The following is a 19,759-nucleotide window of genomic DNA, read 5'->3' as shown; positions in this document are numbered from 1 at the left end:
CGGTCAAGGGTGGGAGCCGCGGTGCGACGATTCGACTTGCTCGCTAAGGCGTCCTACCAGACGCCGCAGGGCTGCATGGCTTATCATTAGCCACCTACCGACGCTCACCAAGGCTTTTCCGGCATGCTGGCAATTTTCCTCACCACCCTCACCATCACCGCGCCGGTGTTTGCCATGCTGTTCCTCGGTGTGCTGCTCAAGCGCGTCAATTGGATCAACGACAACTTTATCCACACGGCCTCGTCCCTGGTATTCAACGTCACCATGCCGGCGCTGCTGTTCCTCGGCATCCTGCATGCCGACCTGCACTCGGCGCTCAAGCCGGGCTTGCTGATCTATTTTGCCGTCGCCACCTTGCTCAGCTTCGCGCTGGCCTGGGGTTGGGCGATCTTTCGGTGCCCGCGTGAAGACCGCGGCATCTATACCCAGGGTGCGTTTCGCGGCAATAACGGCGTGATCGGTCTGGCGCTGGCTGCCAGCATGTACGGCGACTACGGCATCTCCCTCGGCGCGATTCTCGCGGCACTGGTGATCCTGTTCTACAACACCCTGTCGACCATCGTGCTGGCGGTGTACAGCCCGGTGATCAAGTCCGATCCGTGGAGCATCTGCAAGAGCGTGGTGGCCAACCCGCTGATCATCAGTGTGATCGCAGCCACGCCGTTCGCGGTGTTCCAGATTGGCTTGCCGGGTTGGCTGGAGTCTTCGGGCCAGTACCTTGCGGACATGACCTTGCCGCTGGCGCTGATCTGTATCGGTGGCACCCTGTCGCTGGCGGCCCTGCGCAAAAGCGGGAGCATGGCCCTGAGCGCCAGCCTGGTGAAGATGATCGGTTTGCCGGTTGTCGCGACGCTGGGCGCCTGGCTGTTGGGTTTCCGGGGGGCGGAGCTGGGGATTCTGTTCCTGTACTTCGGTGCGCCGACCGCAGCCGCCAGTTTTGTGATGGCCAGGGCAGCCGAGGGTAATCATGAGCTGGCGGCAGCGATTATCGTGATCACCACCTTGATGGCGGCGGTGACCACCAATATCGGAATCTTTGTGTTGCAGGCGGGCGGCTGGATCTAGCCCTCTTTCTGATAGGTTTCGATCACTTCCTGCGCCGCACGAAACGCATCAATCGCCGCCGGCACACCGGCATACACCGCGCAATGCAGCAGTGCCTCGCGGATCTCTTCCACGGTACAGCCATTGTTCAGCGCACCGCGCACATGGCCCTTGAGTTCCTGCGGGCACTTGAGCGCGGTGAGGGCTGCGAGGGTGATCAGGCTGCGGGTCTTCAGCGGTAGACCTTCGCGGTTCCACACGCTGCCCCAGGCATGTTCATTGACGAAGTCCTGCAGCGGCTGGGTGAACTCGGTGGCGTTGCCCAAGGCGCGGTCGACGAACACATCGCCCATGACCTGGCGACGCATCTCAACCCCGGGCTTTTTCTGATCGGTCATTGCGGCTCCCTCTTGTGTTGGCGGCGCCAGGCTCGCAGCGTGCTGAACAACAGAAAAGCCACCAGCACTGGCAGGACGTAATACAGCATCAGTTGTTCAAGCTTGCTGGCCAGGGGCATGCCGGTGGTAAAGGCCATCACATGCAGGCCGTACGCCAGGTACAGGCCCAGCAGCACCAGGCCTTCGGCGCGGGTCACGCGGTAGCCGGTGTAAAACACCGGCAGGCACAGCACCACCACGCCGAGCATCACCGGCAGGTCGAAATCCAGGGCATTGGGCGATACCGACAGCGGCGAGGGCGCGAGCAGGGCGGTCAGGCCCAATACGCCCAGCAGGTTGAACAGGTTGCTGCCAATCACGTTGCCCACGGCGATTTCCCGTTCGCCACGCAGGGCGGCAATCAGCGAGGTCGCCAGGCATGGCAGCGAGGTGCCGACGCCGATCAAGGTCAGGCCGATCACACGTTCCGACAAGCCCAAGTCGCCCGCCACATCGACGGCTGCGCCCAACAGCAAATGGCCGGCCAGCACCAGAATCAGCAGCCCGCCAAGCATCAGCAGCACGCTGCTCAGCCAGGGCGCGCGGGCCACGGTGTCCAGCGTGCGCGGGCGGCGGGAATGACGGGTCTGGTAGTGCAGCACACCGAGGTAGGCGACCAGGGCAACGAGCAGCACCAGGCCGTCGAGTGGCGTGAGTGCTTCATTGGCGGCGAGGGTGAACACCAGCAGCCCGGCCAGGATCATTACCGGAATATCCAGGCGCACCAGCTGGCGCGAGACCCGCAGCGGAATGATCAGCGCCGACAGGCCCAGGGTGACCAGAATGTTGAAGATACTGCTGCCGATCACGCTGCCCACCGCGATATCGGTGTTGCCGGCCAGCGTGGCTTGCAGGCTGACGGTCATCTGCGGTGCGCTGCTGCCGAAGGCCACGATCGTCAGGCCGATGATCAGCGGCCGCACCTTGAGGCTCGCGGCCAGGCGCACGGCGGCGCGCACCAGGATTTCGGCGCCGATGATCAGCAGGACCAGGCCGCTGACCAATTCCAGCAGGCTCCAGGGCGAGAGGGCGGTTAATCCGAAAATGGTCAGGGCTCCGTATTCAGTTGCTCAGGGCTTGCACGCGCACACGCGCGGTGCCGCTGCTGATCATACCCAGTTGCTGGGCAGCCTTGCGCGAAAGATCAATCAAGCGCCCACGGGTATGCGGGCCGCGATCATTGATGCGGACAACCACGGATTTGTCGTTGTCGAGATTGGTGACCTTGACCTGGGTGCCGAACGGCAATCGCCGGTGGGCGGCGGTCAGGGCGTTCTGATTGAAAGGTTCACCGCTGGCTGTCTTATTGCCATGGTGCTTGGTGCCGTAATAGGAGGCGGTGCCGGTTTCGTCGTAGCCGTTGGGGTTGATGATGCCGCTGGCGCAACCGGCCAGTAGGGAGAACAAGGCCAGGAGGCCGAGTAGACGCTTCATGTTCAAGATGCCCCATAACAAATGTGGGAGCTGGCTTGCCTGCGATGCAGATAACTCGGTGTCTCAAGAACATCGAGGGGATGCAATCGCAGGCAAGCCAGCTCCCACAGGGTATCCGGGTGGGAAGTGAAATTTCCGCCCGGACTGTCCATCGCTATCAGCCTTCGAGCTTGCTTTTCAGCAGTTCGTTCACCTGTTGCGGGTTGGCCTTGCCTTTGGAGGCTTTCATCGCCTGGCCGACAAAGAAGCCGAACATCTTGCCGCGCTTGGCTTCGTCCGCCGCACGGTACTGTTCGACCTGCTCGGCGTTGGCTGCGAGCATTTCATCCAGCACGGCCGAGATCGCGCCGCTGTCGGTGACTTGCTTGAGACCGCGTTTCTCGATGATTTCATCGGCGCTGCCTTCACCGCTGGCCATCGCTTCAAACACGGTCTTGGCGATTTTGCCGGAGATGGTGTTGTCCTTGATGCGCAGCAGCATGCCGCCCAATTGCTCGGCAGAGACCGGGGCTTCGTCGATTTCCAGGCCCTGCTTGTTCAACAGGCTGCCCAGTTCAACCATCACCCAGTTGGCCGCCAGCTTGGCGTCACCGGCAATGCTCACGACTTTTTCAAAGTAGTTGGCTTGCTCACGGCTGGAAGCCAGCACGCTGGCGTCGTAGACCGACAGGCCGAACTGCGCCTGGAAGCGCTCGCGTTTCTGCTGCGGCAATTCCGGCAGGGTGGCCCGGATGTCGTTGAGGAACGAGTCCTCAAGCACCACCGGCAACAGGTCCGGATCGGGGAAGTAACGGTAGTCGTTGGCTTCCTCTTTGCTGCGCATGGCGCGGGTTTCATCTTTGTTCGGGTCGTACAGGCGGGTTTGCTGGATGACCTTGCCACCGTCTTCGATCAGCTCGATCTGGCGACGCACTTCGCTGTTGATCGCTTTCTCGATGAAGCGGAACGAGTTGACGTTCTTGATCTCGCAGCGAGTGCCGAACTCGACCTGGCCCTTTGGACGGATCGACACGTTGCAGTCGCAACGCAGCGAACCTTCAGCCATGTTGCCGTCGCAGATGCCCAGGTAGCGCACCAGCGCGTGGATGGTCTTGACGTAGGCTACGGCTTCCTTGGCACTGCGCATGTCCGGCTCGGACACGATTTCCAGCAGCGGCGTGCCGGCACGGTTCAGGTCGATACCGGTGGCGCCCGGGAATTCTTCGTGCAGGCTTTTACCGGCGTCTTCTTCCAAGTGCGCGCGGGTTACGCCGACGCGCTTGATGGTGCCGTCTTCCAGAGGAATGTCCAGGTGGCCCTTGCCGACGATCGGCAGTTCCATCTGGCTGATCTGGTAGCCTTTGGGCAGGTCCGGGTAGAAGTAGTTCTTACGCGCGAACACGTTGTGCTGGCCGATCTCGGCGTCAATTGCCAGGCCGAACATCACCGCCATGCGTACCGCTTCCTGGTTCAGCACCGGCAGTACGCCGGGCATGCCCAGGTCGACCAGGCTGGCCTGGGTGTTGGGCTCGGAGCCGAACGTGGTGGCGCTACCGGAGAAAATCTTCGATTGGGTGGCGAGCTGGGTATGAATCTCCAGCCCGATCACAACTTCCCATTGCATAGTGTTCTCCTCAGAAGCCGGTAGGGGTGCGAGTGTGCCAGTCGGTGTTCAACTGGTACTGGTGCGCCACATTGAGCAGGCGGCCTTCCTGGAAATACGGGGCGAGCAATTGCACGCCGACCGGCAGGCCATCGACGAAACCGGCAGGCATGGACAAGCCCGGCAGGCCCGCGAGGTTGGCGGTGATGGTGTACAGGTCTTCCAGGTACTCGGCGATCGGGTCGCCGGTCTTGGCGCCGATCTTCCAGGCCGGGTTTGGCGTGGTTGGGCCGAGGATCACGTCGACTTCTTCAAAGGCTGCCATGAAGTCGTTCTTGATCAGGCGACGGATTTTCTGCGCCTTGAGGTAGTACGCGTCGTAGTAACCGGCCGACAGGGCGTAGGCACCGACCATAATCCGGCGTTGCACTTCGGCACCGAAACCTTCGCCACGGGAGCGCTTATAAAGGTCGGTGAGGTCTTTCGGGTTTTCGCAGCGATAGCCGAAACGCACGCCGTCGAAGCGGGACAGGTTGGAAGAGGCTTCTGCTGGCGCGATCACGTAGTACGCAGGAATTGCGTGCTGGTTGTTCGGCAGGCTGATTTCCTTGATGACGGCACCCAGGCTTTCCAGCGTCTTCACGCTGTTGTGCACCAGCTCAGCAATGCGCGGGTCGAGACCGGCGCTGAAGTATTCCTTCGGCACACCGATACGCAGGCCCTTGAGCGACGTGTTCAGGCTGGCGCTGAAGTCCGGCACGCGCTCGTCGATGCTGGTGGAGTCCTGTTTATCGAAGCCTGCCATGCCTTGTAACAAAATTGCGCAGTCTTCAGCGGTGCGCGCCAGAGGGCCACCCTGATCGAGGCTGGAGGCGTAGGCGATCATGCCCCAACGGGAAACGCGACCGTAGGTCGGCTTCAGGCCGGTGAGGTTGGTAAAGGCCGCTGGCTGGCGGATCGAACCGCCGGTATCGGTGGCCGTGGCGGCGGGCAGGAAGCGCGCAGCAACTGCGGCCGCCGAACCACCCGACGAACCGCCAGGCACGTGGTCCAGGTTCCACGGGTTTTTCACCGCGCCGTAGTAGCTCGACTCGTTGGCCGAACCCATGGCGAATTCGTCCATGTTGGTCTTGCCCAGGGTCACGGCCCCGGCGGCAGCCAGCTTGGACACCACAGTGGCGTCGTAGGGAGCCTTGAAGTTGTCGAGCATCTTCGAGCCGCAGCTGGTGCGGATGCCCTGGGTGCAGAACAGGTCCTTGTGGGCGATCGGTGCGCCAAGCAGTGCGCCATTTTCACCGTTGGCGCGACGTGCGTCGGCGGCCTTGGCCTGGCTCAAGGCCAGCTCTTCGGTGAGGCTGATGAAGCTGTTGACCTTGGGATCGTGCTCGGCGATGCGCGCCAGCAGGGTCTTGGTCAGCTCTTCGGAAGAAAACGTTTTGTCGGCGAGACCGCGGGCGATCTCGGCCAGAGTCATATGATGCATTGCAGGCTCTTTCCCTTTAGTCGATGACTTTCGGAACCAGATACAGGCCGTTTTCGACCGCTGGCGCGATGGACTGGTAGGCCTCGCGATTATTACTCTCGGTCACGACGTCTGCGCGCAGGCGCTGGCTGGCTTCCAGCGGGTGAGCCAGGGGCTCGATACCGTCGGTATTTACGGCCTGCATTTGGTCGACCAGCCCGAGAATGCTGTTCAGGGCTGCGGTGGTCTGTGGAAGATCGGCATCATTGAGGCCAAGCGAGGCCAGGTGCGCGATTTTTTCCACGTCGGAGCGTTCAAGCGTCATGGGAATCTCCAGTGGAAAACAGAACGGAGGCTGTCCGTGTGTTAGATTGTCGGAACACTACCGCATTTCTACGGTCTTACGGCCGCGATTGTGGGGTTAGGTGCACAGAAAGTCGGCCAATTTAGCACATTGGCGCCTTGCCCAAAATCCCTGTCGTTGTTAGAGTTTGCCGCACTTTTTTACCCACGCGTTGCCTAGGGTCCCTTTCCCATGTTCAAGAAACTGCGTGGCATGTTTTCCAGCGATCTTTCCATTGACCTGGGCACTGCCAACACCCTTATTTACGTGCGCGAGCGCGGTATCGTCCTGAATGAGCCATCGGTTGTGGCCATTCGGACCCATGGTAATCAGAAAAGTGTCGTTGCCGTCGGCACCGAGGCCAAGCGCATGCTCGGCCGTACACCAGGCAATATTGCTGCCATTCGTCCGATGAAAGACGGCGTGATCGCCGACTTCAGTGTCTGCGAGAAGATGCTGCAGTACTTCATCAACAAGGTTCACGAAAACAGTTTCCTGCAGCCCAGCCCTCGTGTGCTGATCTGCGTTCCATGCAAGTCCACCCAGGTTGAGCGTCGTGCCATCCGTGAATCGGCCCTTGGCGCCGGTGCCCGTGAAGTGTTCCTGATCGAAGAGCCAATGGCTGCTGCGATCGGTGCCGGCCTGCCGGTTGAAGAAGCCCGCGGTTCGATGGTGGTGGATATCGGTGGTGGTACCACTGAAATCGCCCTGATCTCCCTGAATGGTGTGGTGTATGCCGAATCCGTACGCGTAGGCGGCGACCGCTTCGACGAAGCGATCATCACTTATGTACGTCGTAACTACGGCAGCCTGATCGGTGAATCCACCGCTGAGCGCATCAAGCAGGAAATCGGCACCGCCTACCCAGGCGGCGAAGTGCGCGAAGTCGATGTGCGCGGTCGCAACCTGGCCGAAGGCGTTCCACGTGCCTTCACCCTGAACTCCAATGAAGTGCTGGAAGCTCTGCAAGAGTCCCTGGCCACCATCGTTCAGGCGGTGAAAAGCGCCCTGGAGCAATCGCCGCCGGAACTGGCTTCCGACATCGCCGAGCGTGGCCTGGTACTGACCGGTGGTGGCGCCTTGCTGCGCGACCTCGACAAGCTGCTGGCCCAAGAGACTGGGCTGCCGGTGATCGTCGCCGAAGACCCGCTGACTTGCGTTGCCCGTGGCGGTGGTCGTGCACTGGAAATGATGGATAAACACACCATGGACCTGCTCTCCAGCGAATAAGTCATTGCTGGTCAGCCCATGTTTCGCCCGCAGGCAGCACTTTGCAGTGCTGCCTGTTGGCGTTTATCTTCTTCAATCTGCATCCAGGCCGGTTAGATGCCGTATGAATAAAGAGAACATTTGCCTGGGAGGAGCGGCTTATTAAACCGCTTTTCGCCAAAGGCCCCTCATTGGGCGTGCGCCTGTTGGTGCTGGTCGTGCTTTCGGTCGCGCTGATGGTGGTCGATGCCCGCTTTGCACTGCTCAAACCCGTGCGCAGCCAGATGTCGCTGGTGTTGATGCAGACTTACTGGATCACCGACCTGCCGCAACGTCTGTACCAGGGCGTGGCCAGCCAATTCGGCAGCCGCACCGAGCTGGTCGCCGAGAACGAAAAACTCAAGACCGAAAACCTGCTGTTGCAGGGGCGCATGCAGAAGCTCGCGGCCCTCACCGAGCAGAACGTTCGGCTGCGCGAGTTGCTCAATTCCTCCGCACTGGTCAACGAAAAGGTCGAAGTGGCTGAGTTGATCGGCATGGACCCCAACCCCTTCACCCATCGCATCATCATCAACAAGGGTGAGCGCGACGGTGTGGTCCTCGGCCAGCCCGTGCTCGACGCCCGTGGCCTGATGGGCCAGGTGGTTGAGCTGATGCCCTACACCTCGCGGGTATTGCTGCTGACGGACACTACCCACAGCATTCCGGTGCAGGTCAACCGCAATGGCCTGCGCGCGATTGCCAGCGGCACCGGTAATCCGGAGCGTCTGGAATTGCGCCATGTGGCTGACACCGCTGACATCAAGGAAGGCGATCTGCTGGTCAGCTCCGGCCTGGGCCAGCGTTTCCCGGCGGGTTACCCGGTGGCGACGGTCAAGGAAGTAATCCACGATTCCGGTCAGCCGTTCGCCATTGTGCGTGCCGTGCCGACTGCCGCCCTGAACCGCAGCCGTTACCTGCTGCTGGTGTTCAGCGATAACCGTACGCCGGAAGAGCGCGCCAACGACGCTGCGCAGGCCCAGGAAGCGGAAGACAAGCAAAACGGTACAGCTGCGATCGTTCCGGCGACGGTGCCCAAGCCGGCATTCGTGGGGCCACCCGCACCGACGGCGGCTCCGGCAGCGCCCGTCGCCACCCCGGTCAAGCCGGCAGCCCATAGCACGCCTCCAGCCAAGCCGGCAGTGACTAAACCCGCAGCCGCGACACCGGCTGCCAAGCCTCCGGCAACTGCCCCGGCAACCACGCGGCAGAGGGAGGAATAATGGCCAATACTCATTCGCGCAACGGCTGGATCGTCTGGCTGACCTTTGCTATCGGTATGCTGCTTAGCGTTTCGCCATTGCCGCAATTCATGGAAATCCTGCGCCCGCTCTGGCTGGCACTGCTGCTGGCCTTCTGGTCGCTGAACCTGCCGCATAAAGTCGGCATGGTCACGGCGATGTTCCTGGGCTTGGCGGAAGATGTGCTCTATGGCACCTTGCTGGGTCAGAACGCGTTGATCCTAACCCTGATCACCTTCCTGGTGTTGTCGTTGCAGCAACGCCTGCGCATGTTCCCGATGTGGCAGCAGTGCCTGGTGATCCTGGTGATCTTCGGCCTGGCGCAGCTGGTTCAGCTGTGGCTGAGCGCCTTGACCGGCAACCGCCAGCCAACCCTGGCGCTGGTATTGCCGGCGCTGGTCAGTGCCTTGCTCTGGCCATGGATCAGCTTCGGTCTGCGTGGGTTGCGTCGTCGCTATAAAATCAATTGAATGGATTGCGAGGCTCTGCCTGGTTATCGAACCCTACAGGGAGAGTCTGCAATGAATTCGCTTTACCTGGCCTCGGGCTCCCCGAGGCGGCGTGAACTGCTGGTCCAGATCGGTGTGCCTTTCACCGTGGTCAGCGCCGCTATCGATGAAACTCCTCTTACAAACGAATCCGCCGTTTCCTACGTCGAGCGCCTTGCGCGCGGCAAGGCGGCGGCGGGTTTTGCTGTGCTCGAAAGCACTGACGACGTGTGTGTGCTGGGTGCCGATACCGCCGTAATCGTCGATGACCAGATACTCGGTAAGCCCGTGGATCAGGCCGATGCCCTGGCAATGCTGATGGCGCTGGCGGGGCGTGAACATGACGTGCTGACCGCTATTGCCCTCACCGATGGCCAGCGTTGCGAGACTGTTTGTGTAAGCAGTCGTGTACGGTTTCGCGGGATTTCCGTCGAGGAAGCGACCACCTACTGGCAGAGTGGCGAACCCCAGGACAAGGCGGGCGGCTATGCTATTCAAGGGTTGGGCTCAGTATTTGTCGCCGGACTCAATGGCAGTTATTCCGCTGTGGTAGGCCTGCCGGTGTGCGAAACCGCACAACTGCTCGCCCAATTCGGCATACCCTGTTGGCAAAACCTTACCGCGCGCTGAACGCCGTATTCCAGCGCCCAGCCTTAAGCGACCGGTCACTATTGTGAAAACGCCTGAACGAGACCCAGCCATGAGTGAAGAGATTCTGATCAATATCACGCCGATGGAATCGCGCGTGGCGGTGGTAGAGAACGGTGTTCTGCAAGAAGTGCACGTTGAGCGCACCCAGAAACGCGGGATCGTCGGCAATATCTACAAAGGCAAGGTCGTGCGGGTATTGCCGGGAATGCAGGCGGCGTTCGTCGACATCGGCCTGGACCGAGCCGCGTTTATCCATGCTTCGGAAATTTCCCTGCGCGAAGGGCCGGCGGTAGAAAGCATCAGCGCCTTGGTGCACGAAGGGCAGAGCCTGGTGGTGCAAGTCACCAAGGACCCCATCGGCTCCAAAGGCGCGCGCCTGACCACTCAGCTGTCGATTCCGTCGCGTTACCTGGTGTACATGCCGCGCACCGCGCATGTCGGTATTTCCCTGAAGATCGAAGACGAAGCCGAGCGCGAGCGTCTCAAAAAGGTGGTCAGCGACTGCGTGGCTGCCGAAGGCATCAAGGAAGCGGGCGGTTTCATCCTGCGCACCGCCGCTGAAGGTGCGGGTGCCGATGAGATCCTCATGGATATCCGTTATCTACGGCGGTTATGGGACCAGATCGGCGCACAGATCAAGACCATCGGCGCACCCAGTGTGATCTACGAAGACCTCGGCCTGGCCCTGCGTACGCTGCGCGACCTGGTCAGCCCGAAGATTGAGAAAATTCGCATCGACTCGCGGGAAACATTCCAGCGCACCACGCAATTTGTGGCCGAGCTGATGCCGGAAATTGCCGACCGCCTGGAACACTACCCCGGCGAGCGACCGATCTTCGACCTGTATGGCGTCGAAGACGAAATCCAGAAAGCCCTGGAACGCAAGGTGCCACTCAAGTCCGGAGGCTACCTGGTGGTGGACCCGGCGGAAGCCATGACCACTATCGACGTCAACACCGGCGCGTTCGTGGGCCATCGCAACCTCGAAGAAACCATCTTCAAGACCAACCTCGAAGCCGCCACCGCGATCGCGCGCCAACTGCGCCTGCGCAACCTCGGCGGCATCATCATCATCGACTTCATCGACATGGAAGATGAAGAGCACCAGCGCCAAGTGCTGCGTACCCTGGAGAAACAGCTGGAGCGCGATCACGCCAAGACCAACATTATCGGCATCACCGAGCTGGGCCTGGTGCAGATGACGCGCAAGCGCACCCGCGAAAGTCTGGAGCAGGTATTGTGCGAGCCGTGCAGCAGTTGCCAGGGGCGCGGTAAATTGAAGACGCCGGAAACCGTTTGCTACGAGATTTTCCGCGAAATCCTGCGAGAAGCGCGAGCCTACCAGGCCGAAGGTTACAGAGTGCTCGCCAACCAGAAAGTGGTCGACCGGTTGCTGGATGAAGAGTCCGGTAACGTTGCTGAGCTGGAAGGGTTTATCGGGCGCACGATACGCTTCCAGGTCGAAACCATGTATTCCCAGGAACAATACGACGTGGTGCTGCTCTGATCCCCATTCGCTTACCTTTTATGAGACAGGCAGGCCTTGATCTGCCGTCCGACTACTGCCTTGAGGGTCGCCTGACATGGAGCGTCTGATACGCTTTTTTGCCGCTTTGACCCGTTGGAGCCTGGGCTTCTGTGCCTTGTTGCTGGTATTGGCGGCGGTGTATGTGAGCCTGGGGCGTGAATTGACGCCGCTGGTGGCCGAGTACCGTGCGGAGATCGAAGCCAAGGCCCAGGCCGCGGTGGACATGCCGCTGCACATTGGCAGCGTTGAAGGCCGCTGGAGCGGGTTCGCACCGGTATTGCGGGCCCACGATGTGATGGTGGGCGAGGGCAGCAGTGCCTTGCGTCTGGATCAGGTCGAAGTGGTGCCGGATATGTGGGCCAGCCTGATGGCCCGCGAGGTGCGCATTGCCCACCTGCAGGTCGGCGGTCTGCAGCTCAGCGCCAAGGAAGACAAGGATGGCAAGTGGGCGCTGCAAGGTCTGCCGGTGCAGGACGATCAGCCCGTGGACCCTGAGCAGCTGCTCAAGAACATGCAAAAGGTCGAGCGCGTGTCGTTGCTCGATAGCCAGGTGACCTTGCAGCCATTTGACCAGGCGCCGGTGACCCTGACGTATGTCGGCCTGAGCCTGCACACTGGCGTCACCCGCCAACGCCTGGATGCACGCCTGACCTTGCCCGACGGCCAGCCATTGGCGGTGAGCCTGCGCACGCGTATTCGCGCCAGTCAATGGAAGGACGGTGAAGTCCAGGCCTACCTGAGCCTGCCGCAAAGCGACTGGGCCAAGTGGATTCCGGCCAAACTGACCCAGCAGTGGAAGCTCACCCAATTCAAGGCCGGTGGTGAATTCTGGCTGACCTGGGCCCAAGGCACCGTGCAGAGCGCGGTGGTGCGCCTCAATTCGCCGCAGGTGAAGGGCAGCTACGCCGACCGCAAACCTGTGCATATCGAGAATCTGGCGCTCACCGCTTACCTGCAACGCAGCGAAACCGGTCTCAAGGTCCTGTTCGACTCACTGGCGATGAACCTGGGGGACACCCGCTGGGAATCGCACCTGCAACTGCAACAGCACCTGGCCACCGACAAGGACCTGGAAGTCTGGAAGCTCCAGGCCGACCGCCTGGACCTGACCCCGATCACGCCGCTGCTCAATGCCCTGGCGCCGCTGCCGGAAGGTTTTGCCAAGACTATCCAGCACCTTAAGGCCACAGGCCTGCTGCGTAATGTGCTGGTGGACTTTCGCCCTGAAGATACGACCGATCAAAAAGTCAGCTTCGCCGCCAACCTCGAACGCATCGGGTTTGATGCCTACATGGGGGCGCCCGCCGCGCGTAACGTATCCGGCAGCATCAGCGGCGATCTGGGCCATGGCGAGTTACGCATGGACAGCAAGGACTTTTCCCTGCACCTCGATCCGATCTTTGCCAAGCCGTGGCAGTACATCCAGGCCAATGCACGCCTGACGTGGAAGCTCGACAAGGAAGGCTTCACCCTGATTGCCCCATACATCAAGGTGCTGGGTGAGGAGGGCAACGTCGCTGCCGATTTCCTGATTCGCCTGCATTTCGACCACAGCCAGGAAGACTACATGGACCTGCGGGTCGGCATGGTCGATGGGGATGGGCGATTCACCCCCAAGTACCTGCCTGCGGTGTTGAGCCCGGCGCTGGATGAGTGGCTGCGCACCGCGATTCTCAAGGGCGCAGTGGACCAGGGCTTCTTCCAGTATCAGGGGTCGCTGAACCACGACGCGCTACCGGCGTCGCGTAATATCAGCCTGTTCTTCAAGGTGCATGACGCCGAATTGGCGTTTCAGCCGGGCTGGCCTCATGTGAGCAAGGTCAGCGGCGAAGTGTTTGTCGAGGAGAGCGGCGTACGCATCCTCGCCAGCAAGGGCCAGTTGCTCGACACCAAGGTCAAGGACGTCTACGTCAATATTCCCCACGCCCCGGAGGGCAAGGACAGTCATCTGTTGTTGACGGGTGGGTTTGCCGGTGGCTTGGGCGACGGTTTGAAAATCCTCCAGGAAGCGCCGATCGGCACCGCTTCGACCTTTGCCGGCTGGAAAGGTGACGGTGACCTGCAAGGCAGCCTTGACCTGGATATACCACTGGCGAAAGGCACCGAGCCGAAGATCGTGGTGGACTTCAAGACGGATAAATCGCGCCTGCAATTGGCAGAGCCGACCCTGGACTTGACCCAGCTCAAGGGCGATTTCCGTTTCGACAGCGCCAAGGGCCTCAGTGGCCAGAACATCACGGCCCAGGCGTTCGACCGGCCGATCACTGCGCAGATTGTTGCCGATGGCAAGCCGGGGAATATCAGCACGCGTGTGACTGCCAAGGGCCAAGTGACGGTCAAGCGGCTGACGGACTGGTTGAATATCAGTCAACCGTTGCCAGTGTCCGGCGATGTGCCTTACCAACTGCAACTGACCCTGGATGGCGCCGATAGCCAGTTGATGGTCAGCTCCAATCTGAAGGGCGTTGCCGTGGACCTACCGGCACCGTTCGGCATGCCCGCCAGCCAAGGACGTGACAGTGTGTTCCGCATGACCTTGCAGGGCGCCGAGCGTCGTTATTGGTTTGATTACGGCGAACTGGCCAACTTCACGTTTGCCGCGCCGCCGGACAAATTCAACGACGGGCGTGGCGAACTTTTCCTCGGCGATGGCGATGCAGTGTTGCCAGGGGCCAAGGGTTTGCGTATTCGCGGCGTGCTGTCTGAACTCGATATCGACCCGTGGAAGAAACTGGTAGACCGCTACGCGGGCAATGATCCGGGCGGTAGCGCGAAGCAGTTGCTCAGTGGCGCCGACTTCAAGGTAGGCAAGCTGACCGGCTTTGGCACTCAGTTTGATCAGGTCAATCTGCAACTGGACCGCAAGCCTGCGGCCTGGGGCCTGCAGCTCGACAGTCAGCAAGCCAAGGGCACGGTCAACCTGCCGGACGCCAAAGGCGCGCCGATTGCGATCAACCTGCAGTATGTGAAGCTGCCGGCAGTGGACCCGACGGTGCAGGCTGACGAAAACGCGCCAGACCCCTTGGCCGATGTCGATCCAAAAAATATCCCTGCACTGGATATCGCCATCGACCAGCTGTTCCAGGGCCCGGACCTGATAGGCACCTGGTCGCTGAAAATCCGCCCGACGGCCAAAGGCATGGCCTTCAATAACCTGGACCTTGGCCTCAAGGGCATGCAGCTCAAGGGCGCCGGTGGTTGGGAAGGGACGGCGGGCGACAGCAGCAGTTGGTACAAAGGCCGTCTGGATGGCAAGAATATCGGTGATGTGCTCAAGGGTTGGGGTTATGCGCCCACTGTCACTAGTCAGGATTTCCATCTGGATGTGGACGGTCGCTGGCCCGGCTCGCCAGCCTACGTCGGGCCCAAGCGTTTCTCCGGTAGTCTGGACGCATCGTTCCGCAACGGCCAGTTCGTAGAAGTGGAAGGCGGCGCCCAGGCGCTGCGGGTGTTTGGCCTGCTGAACTTCAACTCCATTGGACGCCGTCTGCGGCTGGACTTCTCGGACTTGCTCGGCAAGGGTTTGAGCTATGACCGGGTCAAAGGCTTGTTGGCGGCCAGTAATGGCGTGTTCGTGACCCGGGAGCCGATCACCATGACCGGGCCTTCCACTAACCTGGAGCTCAACGGCACCCTGGACCTGGTCGCAGACCGTGTCGACGCCAAGCTGCTGGTCACCCTGCCAGTGACCAATAACCTGCCGATCGCCGCGCTGATCGTGGGCGCGCCCGCCATTGGTGGCGCGTTGTTCCTGATCGACAAACTGATCGGTGACCGTGTTGCGCGCTTCGCCAGCGTGCAATACAAGGTCGAAGGCCCGTGGAAGGACCCGAAAATCACCTTCGATAAGCCATTTGAAAAGCCAAACTGAGAGCCTGTGGAGTAGCATGGCGGCCTATCCATTACGGAGGGTCGGTCCATGTCCTTTGCGGTAATTCAAATGGTCAGCCAGAGCGATGTGCTGGCCAATCTGGCCCAGGCCCGGCGTCTGCTGGAACACGCCGCGGCGGGTGGCGCGAAGCTGGCGGTATTACCGGAAAACTTCGCCGCCATGGGCCGCCGCGACGTGGCCGACATCGGTCGCGCCGAAGCGCTGGGCGAAGGCCCGATCCTGCCGTGGTTGAAACAGACTGCCCGCGACCTCACCTTATGGATAGTGGCCGGTACTTTGCCGCTGCCGCCCAAGGATCGGCCGAACGCCAAGTCCAATGCCTGCTCGCTGCTGGTCGATGATCAGGGCGAAATCGTTGCCCGTTACGACAAGCTGCACCTGTTCGATGTGGATGTCGCCGATGCTCGCGGTCGCTATCGCGAATCCGACGACTATGCTTTCGGAGATCATGTGGTGGTGGCGGACACGCCCGTCGGCCGGTTGGGCCTGACGGTGTGTTATGACCTGCGCTTCCCCGAGCTGTACAGTGAGCTGCGCGCGGCGGGGGCTGAATTGATCACCGCGCCTTCAGCGTTTACGGCGGTGACCGGCGCCGCGCACTGGGATGTGCTGATCCGTGCACGTGCCATCGAGACCCAGTGTTACCTGCTGGCGGCGGCTCAAGGCGGGGTGCATCCGGGGCCACGGGAAACCTATGGCCACGCGGCGATTGTCGACCCTTGGGGCCGTGTGCTGGCACAACAGGATAAAGGCGAAGCGGTGTTGCTGGCCGAACGCGATAGCAGTGAACAGGCGTCGATACGGGCGCGCATGCCGGTGGTCAACCATCGGCGCTTTTTCTCGCAGGGCGCACAGCGACCTGCTTCGGAACGATGAATTTAAGGCCATACCTATGAGCGAGTTGTTGTCCTCAGTCAGTGATCACCTCCTGGCCCCCGGTGGCGTGACCATCGAAAGCTTGCAAACCGTGCTTGGCGATCTGGCCGGGCCGGGCATCGACGCGGCCGACCTGTATTTCCAGGGGCAGATTTCCGAGTCCTGGGCTCTGGAAGACGGCATCGTCAAGGAAGGCAGTTTCAACCTCGATCAGGGTGTGGGTGTGCGTGCGCAGTCCGGTGAGAAAACCGGTTTTGCCTACAGCAACGCGATCACCCTGGAAGCCTTGGGCCTGGCCGCGCGTGCCGCGCGCTCGATCTCCCGTGCGGGCCAAAATGGCACGGTGCAGGCGTTCAGCACCCAGGACGTGGCGCAGTTGTACGCGCCGGATAACCCCCTGGAAGTGATCAGTCGTGCGGAAAAGGTCGAGCTGCTCAAGCGTATCGACGCTGCAACCCGCGCCCTCGACCCGCGTATCCAGCAAGTCACCGTGAGCATGGCCGGTGTGTGGGAGCGCATTCTGGTGGCGTCCACCGACGGCGGCCTGGCGGCGGATGTGCGGCCGCTGGTGCGCTTCAACGTCAGTGTGATCGTCGAACAGAACGGTCGCCGCGAACGCGGTGGCCATGGCGGCGGCGGGCGTACCGACTACCGTTATTTCCTCACCGACGACCGTGCCATGGGGTATGCCCGTGAAGCGTTGCGCCAGGCGCTGGTCAATCTGGAAGCCATCCCGGCGCCGGCTGGTACTTTGCCGGTGGTGTTGGGTTCGGGCTGGTCCGGCGTGCTGCTGCACGAAGCGGTCGGCCATGGCCTGGAAGGTGACTTCAACCGCAAGGGCAGTTCGGCCTATAGCGGGCGCATGGGCGAGATGGTTGCGTCCAAGCTCTGCACCATCGTCGATGATGGCACCCTGGCCGGGCGCCGTGGCTCGCTGAGCGTCGACGACGAAGGCACGCCAACCGAATGCACCACCCTGATCGAAAACGGCGTGCTCAAGGGCTACATGCAAGACAAGCTTAACGCCCGCCTGATGGGCGTGGCGCGCACCGGTAACGGTCGGCGTGAATCCTACGCGCACCTGCCGATGCCGCGGATGACCAACACCTACATGCTCGGTGGCGAAAGCGATCCGGCGGAAATCATTGCTTCGGTGAAACGCGGCATCTACTGCGCCAACCTCGGCGGCGGTCAGGTGGACATCACCAGCGGCAAGTTCGTGTTCTCCACCAGCGAGGCGTACCTGATCGAAGACGGCAAGATCACCGCGCCGGTCAAAGGCGCAACGTTGATTGGTAACGGTCCTGAAGCGATGAGCAAGGTGTCGATGGTCGGTAACGACCTGTCGCTGGACAGCGGCGTGGGTACCTGCGGGAAGGATGGGCAGTCGGTGCCGGTGGGTGTCGGCCAGCCAACGCTGAAGATTGATGCGATCACCGTGGGTGGCACGGGGTCGTAAGGGGTGGAGCTTCGGGTGGCGCAGAACGCCACCCGGGGAAGAGGATCAACGCAGGCCGCGTTGAGTCTCGTCCAGCTCACGGATGTACTTGAAGATTTTACGGCTGGTGGCGGGCGCCTTGTTATGCGCCAGTTCGTGCTGGGCCTGACGGATCAGGGAGCGCAGTTGCTGGCGGTCCGCATCCGGGTAGTCCATCACGAATTTCTCCAGCACCGCGTCATCGCCCGAGATCAGGCGGTCACGCCAACGTTCCAGGTTATGGAAGCGTTCGTTGTACTGGCGAGTCGAGGCATCGGTTTGATCGAGCAAAGTCAAAATGGCGTCGATGTCCTGATCGCGCATGAGCTTGCCGATAAACGAGATGTGCCGTTTACGCGCGATATTCGCGGTGTGCTTGGGCGCATCGGCCAGGGCACGACGCATTTCGTCGGTCAGTGGCAGTTTTGCAATCAAGTCTTTTTTGAGCGTTGTAAGGCGCTCGCCGAGGTCGACCAGAGCATGCAGCTCACGTTTGACCTGGGTTTTGCTTTTCTCCCCATCGAGGGAGTCGTCGTAAGAATCAACCATGGTGGCAGTCCGCAAAGAAACGCCGCCATGATAACCAGTCGGGGGCCGCTTGTCCGGCCCGGTCGCTCGATGGCCTTAACCGAAAGCAGAATTTGAGTGGAGATAACCATGAGTGCAGCCCAAGGCGTCGGTCCGCAAGCGTTACCGGCACTGCAGGAACAAGTCGAGCAGATCCTTGCCGAGGCCAAGCGCCAGGGGGCCAGTGCCTGTGAAGTGGCGGTGTCGCTGGAGCAGGGGCTGTCGACGTCGGTCCGTCAGCGGGAAGTGGAGACTGTTGAGTTCAACCGCGACCAGGGTTTCGGCATCACGCTGTACATGGGGCAGCGCAAAGGTTCGGCCAGCACCTCGGCCAGCGGTCCGGACGCGATCCGCGAGACGGTGGCCGCAGCGTTGGCAATCGCCAAGCACACCTCCGAGGATGAAAGCTCTGGCCTGGCCGATAAAGCGCTGATGGCCAAGGACCTGCAGGATTTCGATCTGTTTCACGCCTGGGATATCACACCCGAACAGGCCATTGAAAAGGCGCTGATCTGCGAAGCGGCCGCGTTCGACGCCGATCCCCGCATCAAGAATGCGGATGGCACCACGTTGAGCACGCACCAGGGGTGCCGCGTGTATGGCAACAGCCATGGCTTTATCGGTGGTTATGCATCCACCCGTCATAGCTTGAGCTGCGTGATGATCGCCGAAGCCGATGGCCAGATGCAGCGTGATTACTGGTATGACGTGAACCGTCAGGGCGAGTTGCTGGCGGACGCGGTCAGCATTGGTCAGCGCGCCGCGCAGCGTGCGGCGAGCCGTCTGGGTGCGCGCCCGGTGCCGACCTGTGAAGTGCCGGTGCTGTTCTCGGCGGAACTGGCCGGTGGGTTGTTTGGCAGCTTCCTGGGGGCGATTTCCGGTGGCAACTTGTACCGCAAATCCTCGTTCCTGGAAGGCTCGATTGGCCAGAAACTGTTCCCGGAGTGGCTGACCATCGATGAACGTCCGCACTTGATGCGCGCCATGGGCAGTACGTCGTTCGACGGTGATGGCTTGGCGACTTATGCCAAGCCGTTCGTCGAGAAGGGCGAGTTGGTGTCTTACGTGCTGGGCACATACGCCGGTCGCAAGCTGGGCCTGCCCAGCACCGCCAACTCCGGCGGCGTGCATAACCTGTTCGTCACCCACGGCGATGAAGACCAGGCGGCGCTGCTGCGGCGAATGGGGCGTGGCCTGCTGGTGACTGAGTTGATGGGCCATGGCCTGAACATGGTCACCGGTGATTACTCCCGGGGGGCGGCGGGTTTCTGGGTGGAAAATGGCGAAATTCAGTTTGCCGTCCAGGAGGTGACCATCGCCGGCAATATGCGCGACATGTTCAAGCAGATCGTTGCTGTGGGTAATGATCTGGAACTGCGCAGCAACATTCGCACAGGTTCGGTGTTGATCGAGCGGATGACTGTCGCTGGCAGCTGATCCTTCCGACGCTTCACCCAATAAAGGCGCGCCCTCCTCAAGACGGCGCGCC

The 19,759-nt window shown here is 61.3% G+C and carries 17 protein-coding genes; 10 read left to right on the top strand and 7 right to left on the bottom strand.

Annotated elements, in window-relative coordinates; translation table 11 throughout:
- Window positions 1-123: 123 nt before the first annotated feature.
- On the top strand, window positions 124-1,065 hold the full coding sequence (locus AB4O08_RS08235) for an AEC family transporter (RefSeq protein WP_010213150.1): 942 nt from the start codon (window positions 124-126) through the stop codon (window positions 1,063-1,065).
- On the opposite strand, the gene AB4O08_RS08230 is transcribed toward AB4O08_RS08235, so the two are convergent.
- The 6 genes from AB4O08_RS08230 to gatC form a co-directional block, all read right to left on the bottom strand.
- Entirely contained in the window at window positions 1,062-1,442 is a 381-nt protein-coding gene (locus tag AB4O08_RS08230; protein WP_010213149.1) for a carboxymuconolactone decarboxylase family protein, read from the bottom strand. The two genes, AB4O08_RS08235 and AB4O08_RS08230, sit on opposite strands and share 4 nt — an antisense overlap.
- On the bottom strand, window positions 1,439-2,485 hold the full coding sequence (locus tag AB4O08_RS08225) for a calcium/sodium antiporter (RefSeq protein ID WP_010213148.1): 1,047 nt from the start codon (window positions 2,483-2,485) through the stop codon (window positions 1,439-1,441). The genes AB4O08_RS08230 and AB4O08_RS08225 overlap by 4 nt, the downstream gene beginning before the upstream one ends.
- A 58-nt stretch (window positions 2,486-2,543) precedes the next feature.
- Window positions 2,544-2,915 (bottom strand): septal ring lytic transglycosylase RlpA family protein, encoded by a 372-nt coding sequence (locus AB4O08_RS08220; RefSeq protein ID WP_176332062.1) that lies wholly within the window; start codon window positions 2,913-2,915, stop codon window positions 2,544-2,546.
- 157 nt (window positions 2,916-3,072) lie between these two features.
- A complete protein-coding gene (gene gatB / locus AB4O08_RS08215) occupies window positions 3,073-4,518 on the bottom strand; it encodes an Asp-tRNA(Asn)/Glu-tRNA(Gln) amidotransferase subunit GatB (protein WP_010213144.1) in 1,446 nt (481 codons plus the stop codon).
- 10 nt (window positions 4,519-4,528) lie between these two features.
- Window positions 4,529-5,980 carry an Asp-tRNA(Asn)/Glu-tRNA(Gln) amidotransferase subunit GatA gene (gene gatA, locus AB4O08_RS08210; protein WP_460114796.1) on the bottom strand — a complete coding sequence of 484 codons (1,452 nt, stop codon included), beginning with the start codon at window positions 5,978-5,980 and terminating at the stop codon, window positions 4,529-4,531.
- 16 nt (window positions 5,981-5,996) lie between these two features.
- The gene (gatC, locus tag AB4O08_RS08205; RefSeq protein WP_010213142.1) at window positions 5,997-6,284 is read right to left on the bottom strand and encodes an Asp-tRNA(Asn)/Glu-tRNA(Gln) amidotransferase subunit GatC; all 288 of its coding nucleotides are present in this window, start codon (window positions 6,282-6,284) and stop codon (window positions 5,997-5,999) included.
- 210 nt (window positions 6,285-6,494) lie between these two features.
- Here gatC and mreB point away from each other — a divergent pair, with 210 nt between their 5' ends.
- The 8 genes from mreB (at window position 6,495) to tldD (ending at window position 17,685) form a co-directional block, all read left to right on the top strand.
- Entirely contained in the window at window positions 6,495-7,532 is a 1,038-nt protein-coding gene (gene mreB / locus AB4O08_RS08200) for a rod shape-determining protein MreB (RefSeq protein WP_002555108.1), read from the top strand.
- Window positions 7,533-7,720: 188 nt separating this feature from the next.
- Window positions 7,721-8,773 (top strand): rod shape-determining protein MreC, encoded by a 1,053-nt coding sequence (gene mreC / locus AB4O08_RS08195; RefSeq protein WP_370737436.1) that lies wholly within the window; start codon window positions 7,721-7,723, stop codon window positions 8,771-8,773.
- Entirely contained in the window at window positions 8,773-9,261 is a 489-nt protein-coding gene (gene mreD / locus AB4O08_RS08190; protein ID WP_010213138.1) for a rod shape-determining protein MreD, read from the top strand. Before mreC ends, mreD begins: the two co-directional genes overlap by 1 nt.
- Window positions 9,262-9,312: 51 nt before the next feature.
- Window positions 9,313-9,909: a Maf family protein gene (locus tag AB4O08_RS08185; protein WP_042571664.1), complete on the top strand. Its 597-nt coding sequence runs from the start codon at window positions 9,313-9,315 to the stop codon at window positions 9,907-9,909.
- 70 nt (window positions 9,910-9,979) lie between these two features.
- On the top strand, window positions 9,980-11,437 hold the full coding sequence (rng, locus tag AB4O08_RS08180) for a ribonuclease G (RefSeq protein ID WP_010213134.1): 1,458 nt from the start codon (window positions 9,980-9,982) through the stop codon (window positions 11,435-11,437).
- Window positions 11,438-11,513: 76 nt separating this feature from the next.
- On the top strand, window positions 11,514-15,329 hold the full coding sequence (locus AB4O08_RS08175) for a YhdP family protein (RefSeq protein WP_460114795.1): 3,816 nt from the start codon (window positions 11,514-11,516) through the stop codon (window positions 15,327-15,329).
- A gap of 48 nt (window positions 15,330-15,377) precedes the next feature.
- A complete protein-coding gene (locus AB4O08_RS08170) occupies window positions 15,378-16,226 on the top strand; it encodes a carbon-nitrogen hydrolase family protein (RefSeq protein WP_010213131.1) in 849 nt (282 codons plus the stop codon).
- 16 nt (window positions 16,227-16,242) lie between these two features.
- Window positions 16,243-17,685 carry a metalloprotease TldD gene (gene tldD / locus AB4O08_RS08165; RefSeq protein WP_010213129.1) on the top strand — a complete coding sequence of 481 codons (1,443 nt, stop codon included), beginning with the start codon at window positions 16,243-16,245 and terminating at the stop codon, window positions 17,683-17,685.
- A 45-nt stretch (window positions 17,686-17,730) separates the two neighbouring features.
- Here tldD and yjgA read toward each other — a convergent pair whose 3' ends face one another.
- Complete coding sequence (gene yjgA, locus AB4O08_RS08160) at window positions 17,731-18,252, bottom strand: ribosome biogenesis factor YjgA (protein ID WP_010213128.1); 522 nt, start codon at window positions 18,250-18,252, stop codon at window positions 17,731-17,733.
- 108 nt (window positions 18,253-18,360) lie between these two features.
- Here yjgA and pmbA point away from each other — a divergent pair, with 108 nt between their 5' ends.
- Window positions 18,361-19,707 (top strand): metalloprotease PmbA, encoded by a 1,347-nt coding sequence (gene pmbA / locus AB4O08_RS08155; RefSeq protein WP_460114794.1) that lies wholly within the window; start codon window positions 18,361-18,363, stop codon window positions 19,705-19,707.
- The last annotated feature ends 52 nt before the right edge of the window (window positions 19,708-19,759 follow it).

Source organism: Pseudomonas sp. H3_E07 (assembly GCF_054668895.1).
The sequence above is the reverse complement of the archived record's forward strand: the minus strand, read 5'-3'. Positions and strand labels throughout refer to the sequence as shown.

Excerpts from the sequence above, each read along its gene's own strand:
- AB4O08_RS08235 (WP_010213150.1), top strand. The coding sequence starts at position 124 with ATGCTGGCAATTTTCCTCACCACCCTCACCATCACCGCGCCGGTGTTT.
- AB4O08_RS08230 (WP_010213149.1), bottom strand. The coding sequence starts at position 1,442 with ATGACCGATCAGAAAAAGCCCGGGGTTGAGATGCGTCGCCAGGTCATG.
- AB4O08_RS08220 (WP_176332062.1), bottom strand. The coding sequence starts at position 2,915 with ATGAAGCGTCTACTCGGCCTCCTGGCCTTGTTCTCCCTACTGGCCGGT.
- gatB (WP_010213144.1), bottom strand. The coding sequence starts at position 4,518 with ATGCAATGGGAAGTTGTGATCGGGCTGGAGATTCATACCCAGCTCGCC.
- gatA (WP_460114796.1), bottom strand. The coding sequence starts at position 5,980 with ATGCATCATATGACTCTGGCCGAGATCGCCCGCGGTCTCGCCGACAAA.
- gatC (WP_010213142.1), bottom strand. The coding sequence starts at position 6,284 with ATGACGCTTGAACGCTCCGACGTGGAAAAAATCGCGCACCTGGCCTCG.
- mreB (WP_002555108.1), top strand. The coding sequence starts at position 6,495 with ATGTTCAAGAAACTGCGTGGCATGTTTTCCAGCGATCTTTCCATTGAC.
- mreD (WP_010213138.1), top strand. The coding sequence starts at position 8,773 with ATGGCCAATACTCATTCGCGCAACGGCTGGATCGTCTGGCTGACCTTT.
- AB4O08_RS08185 (WP_042571664.1), top strand. The coding sequence starts at position 9,313 with ATGAATTCGCTTTACCTGGCCTCGGGCTCCCCGAGGCGGCGTGAACTG.
- rng (WP_010213134.1), top strand. The coding sequence starts at position 9,980 with ATGAGTGAAGAGATTCTGATCAATATCACGCCGATGGAATCGCGCGTG.
- AB4O08_RS08175 (WP_460114795.1), top strand. The coding sequence starts at position 11,514 with ATGGAGCGTCTGATACGCTTTTTTGCCGCTTTGACCCGTTGGAGCCTG.
- AB4O08_RS08170 (WP_010213131.1), top strand. The coding sequence starts at position 15,378 with ATGTCCTTTGCGGTAATTCAAATGGTCAGCCAGAGCGATGTGCTGGCC.
- tldD (WP_010213129.1), top strand. The coding sequence starts at position 16,243 with ATGAGCGAGTTGTTGTCCTCAGTCAGTGATCACCTCCTGGCCCCCGGT.
- yjgA (WP_010213128.1), bottom strand. The coding sequence starts at position 18,252 with ATGGTTGATTCTTACGACGACTCCCTCGATGGGGAGAAAAGCAAAACC.
- pmbA (WP_460114794.1), top strand. The coding sequence starts at position 18,361 with ATGAGTGCAGCCCAAGGCGTCGGTCCGCAAGCGTTACCGGCACTGCAG.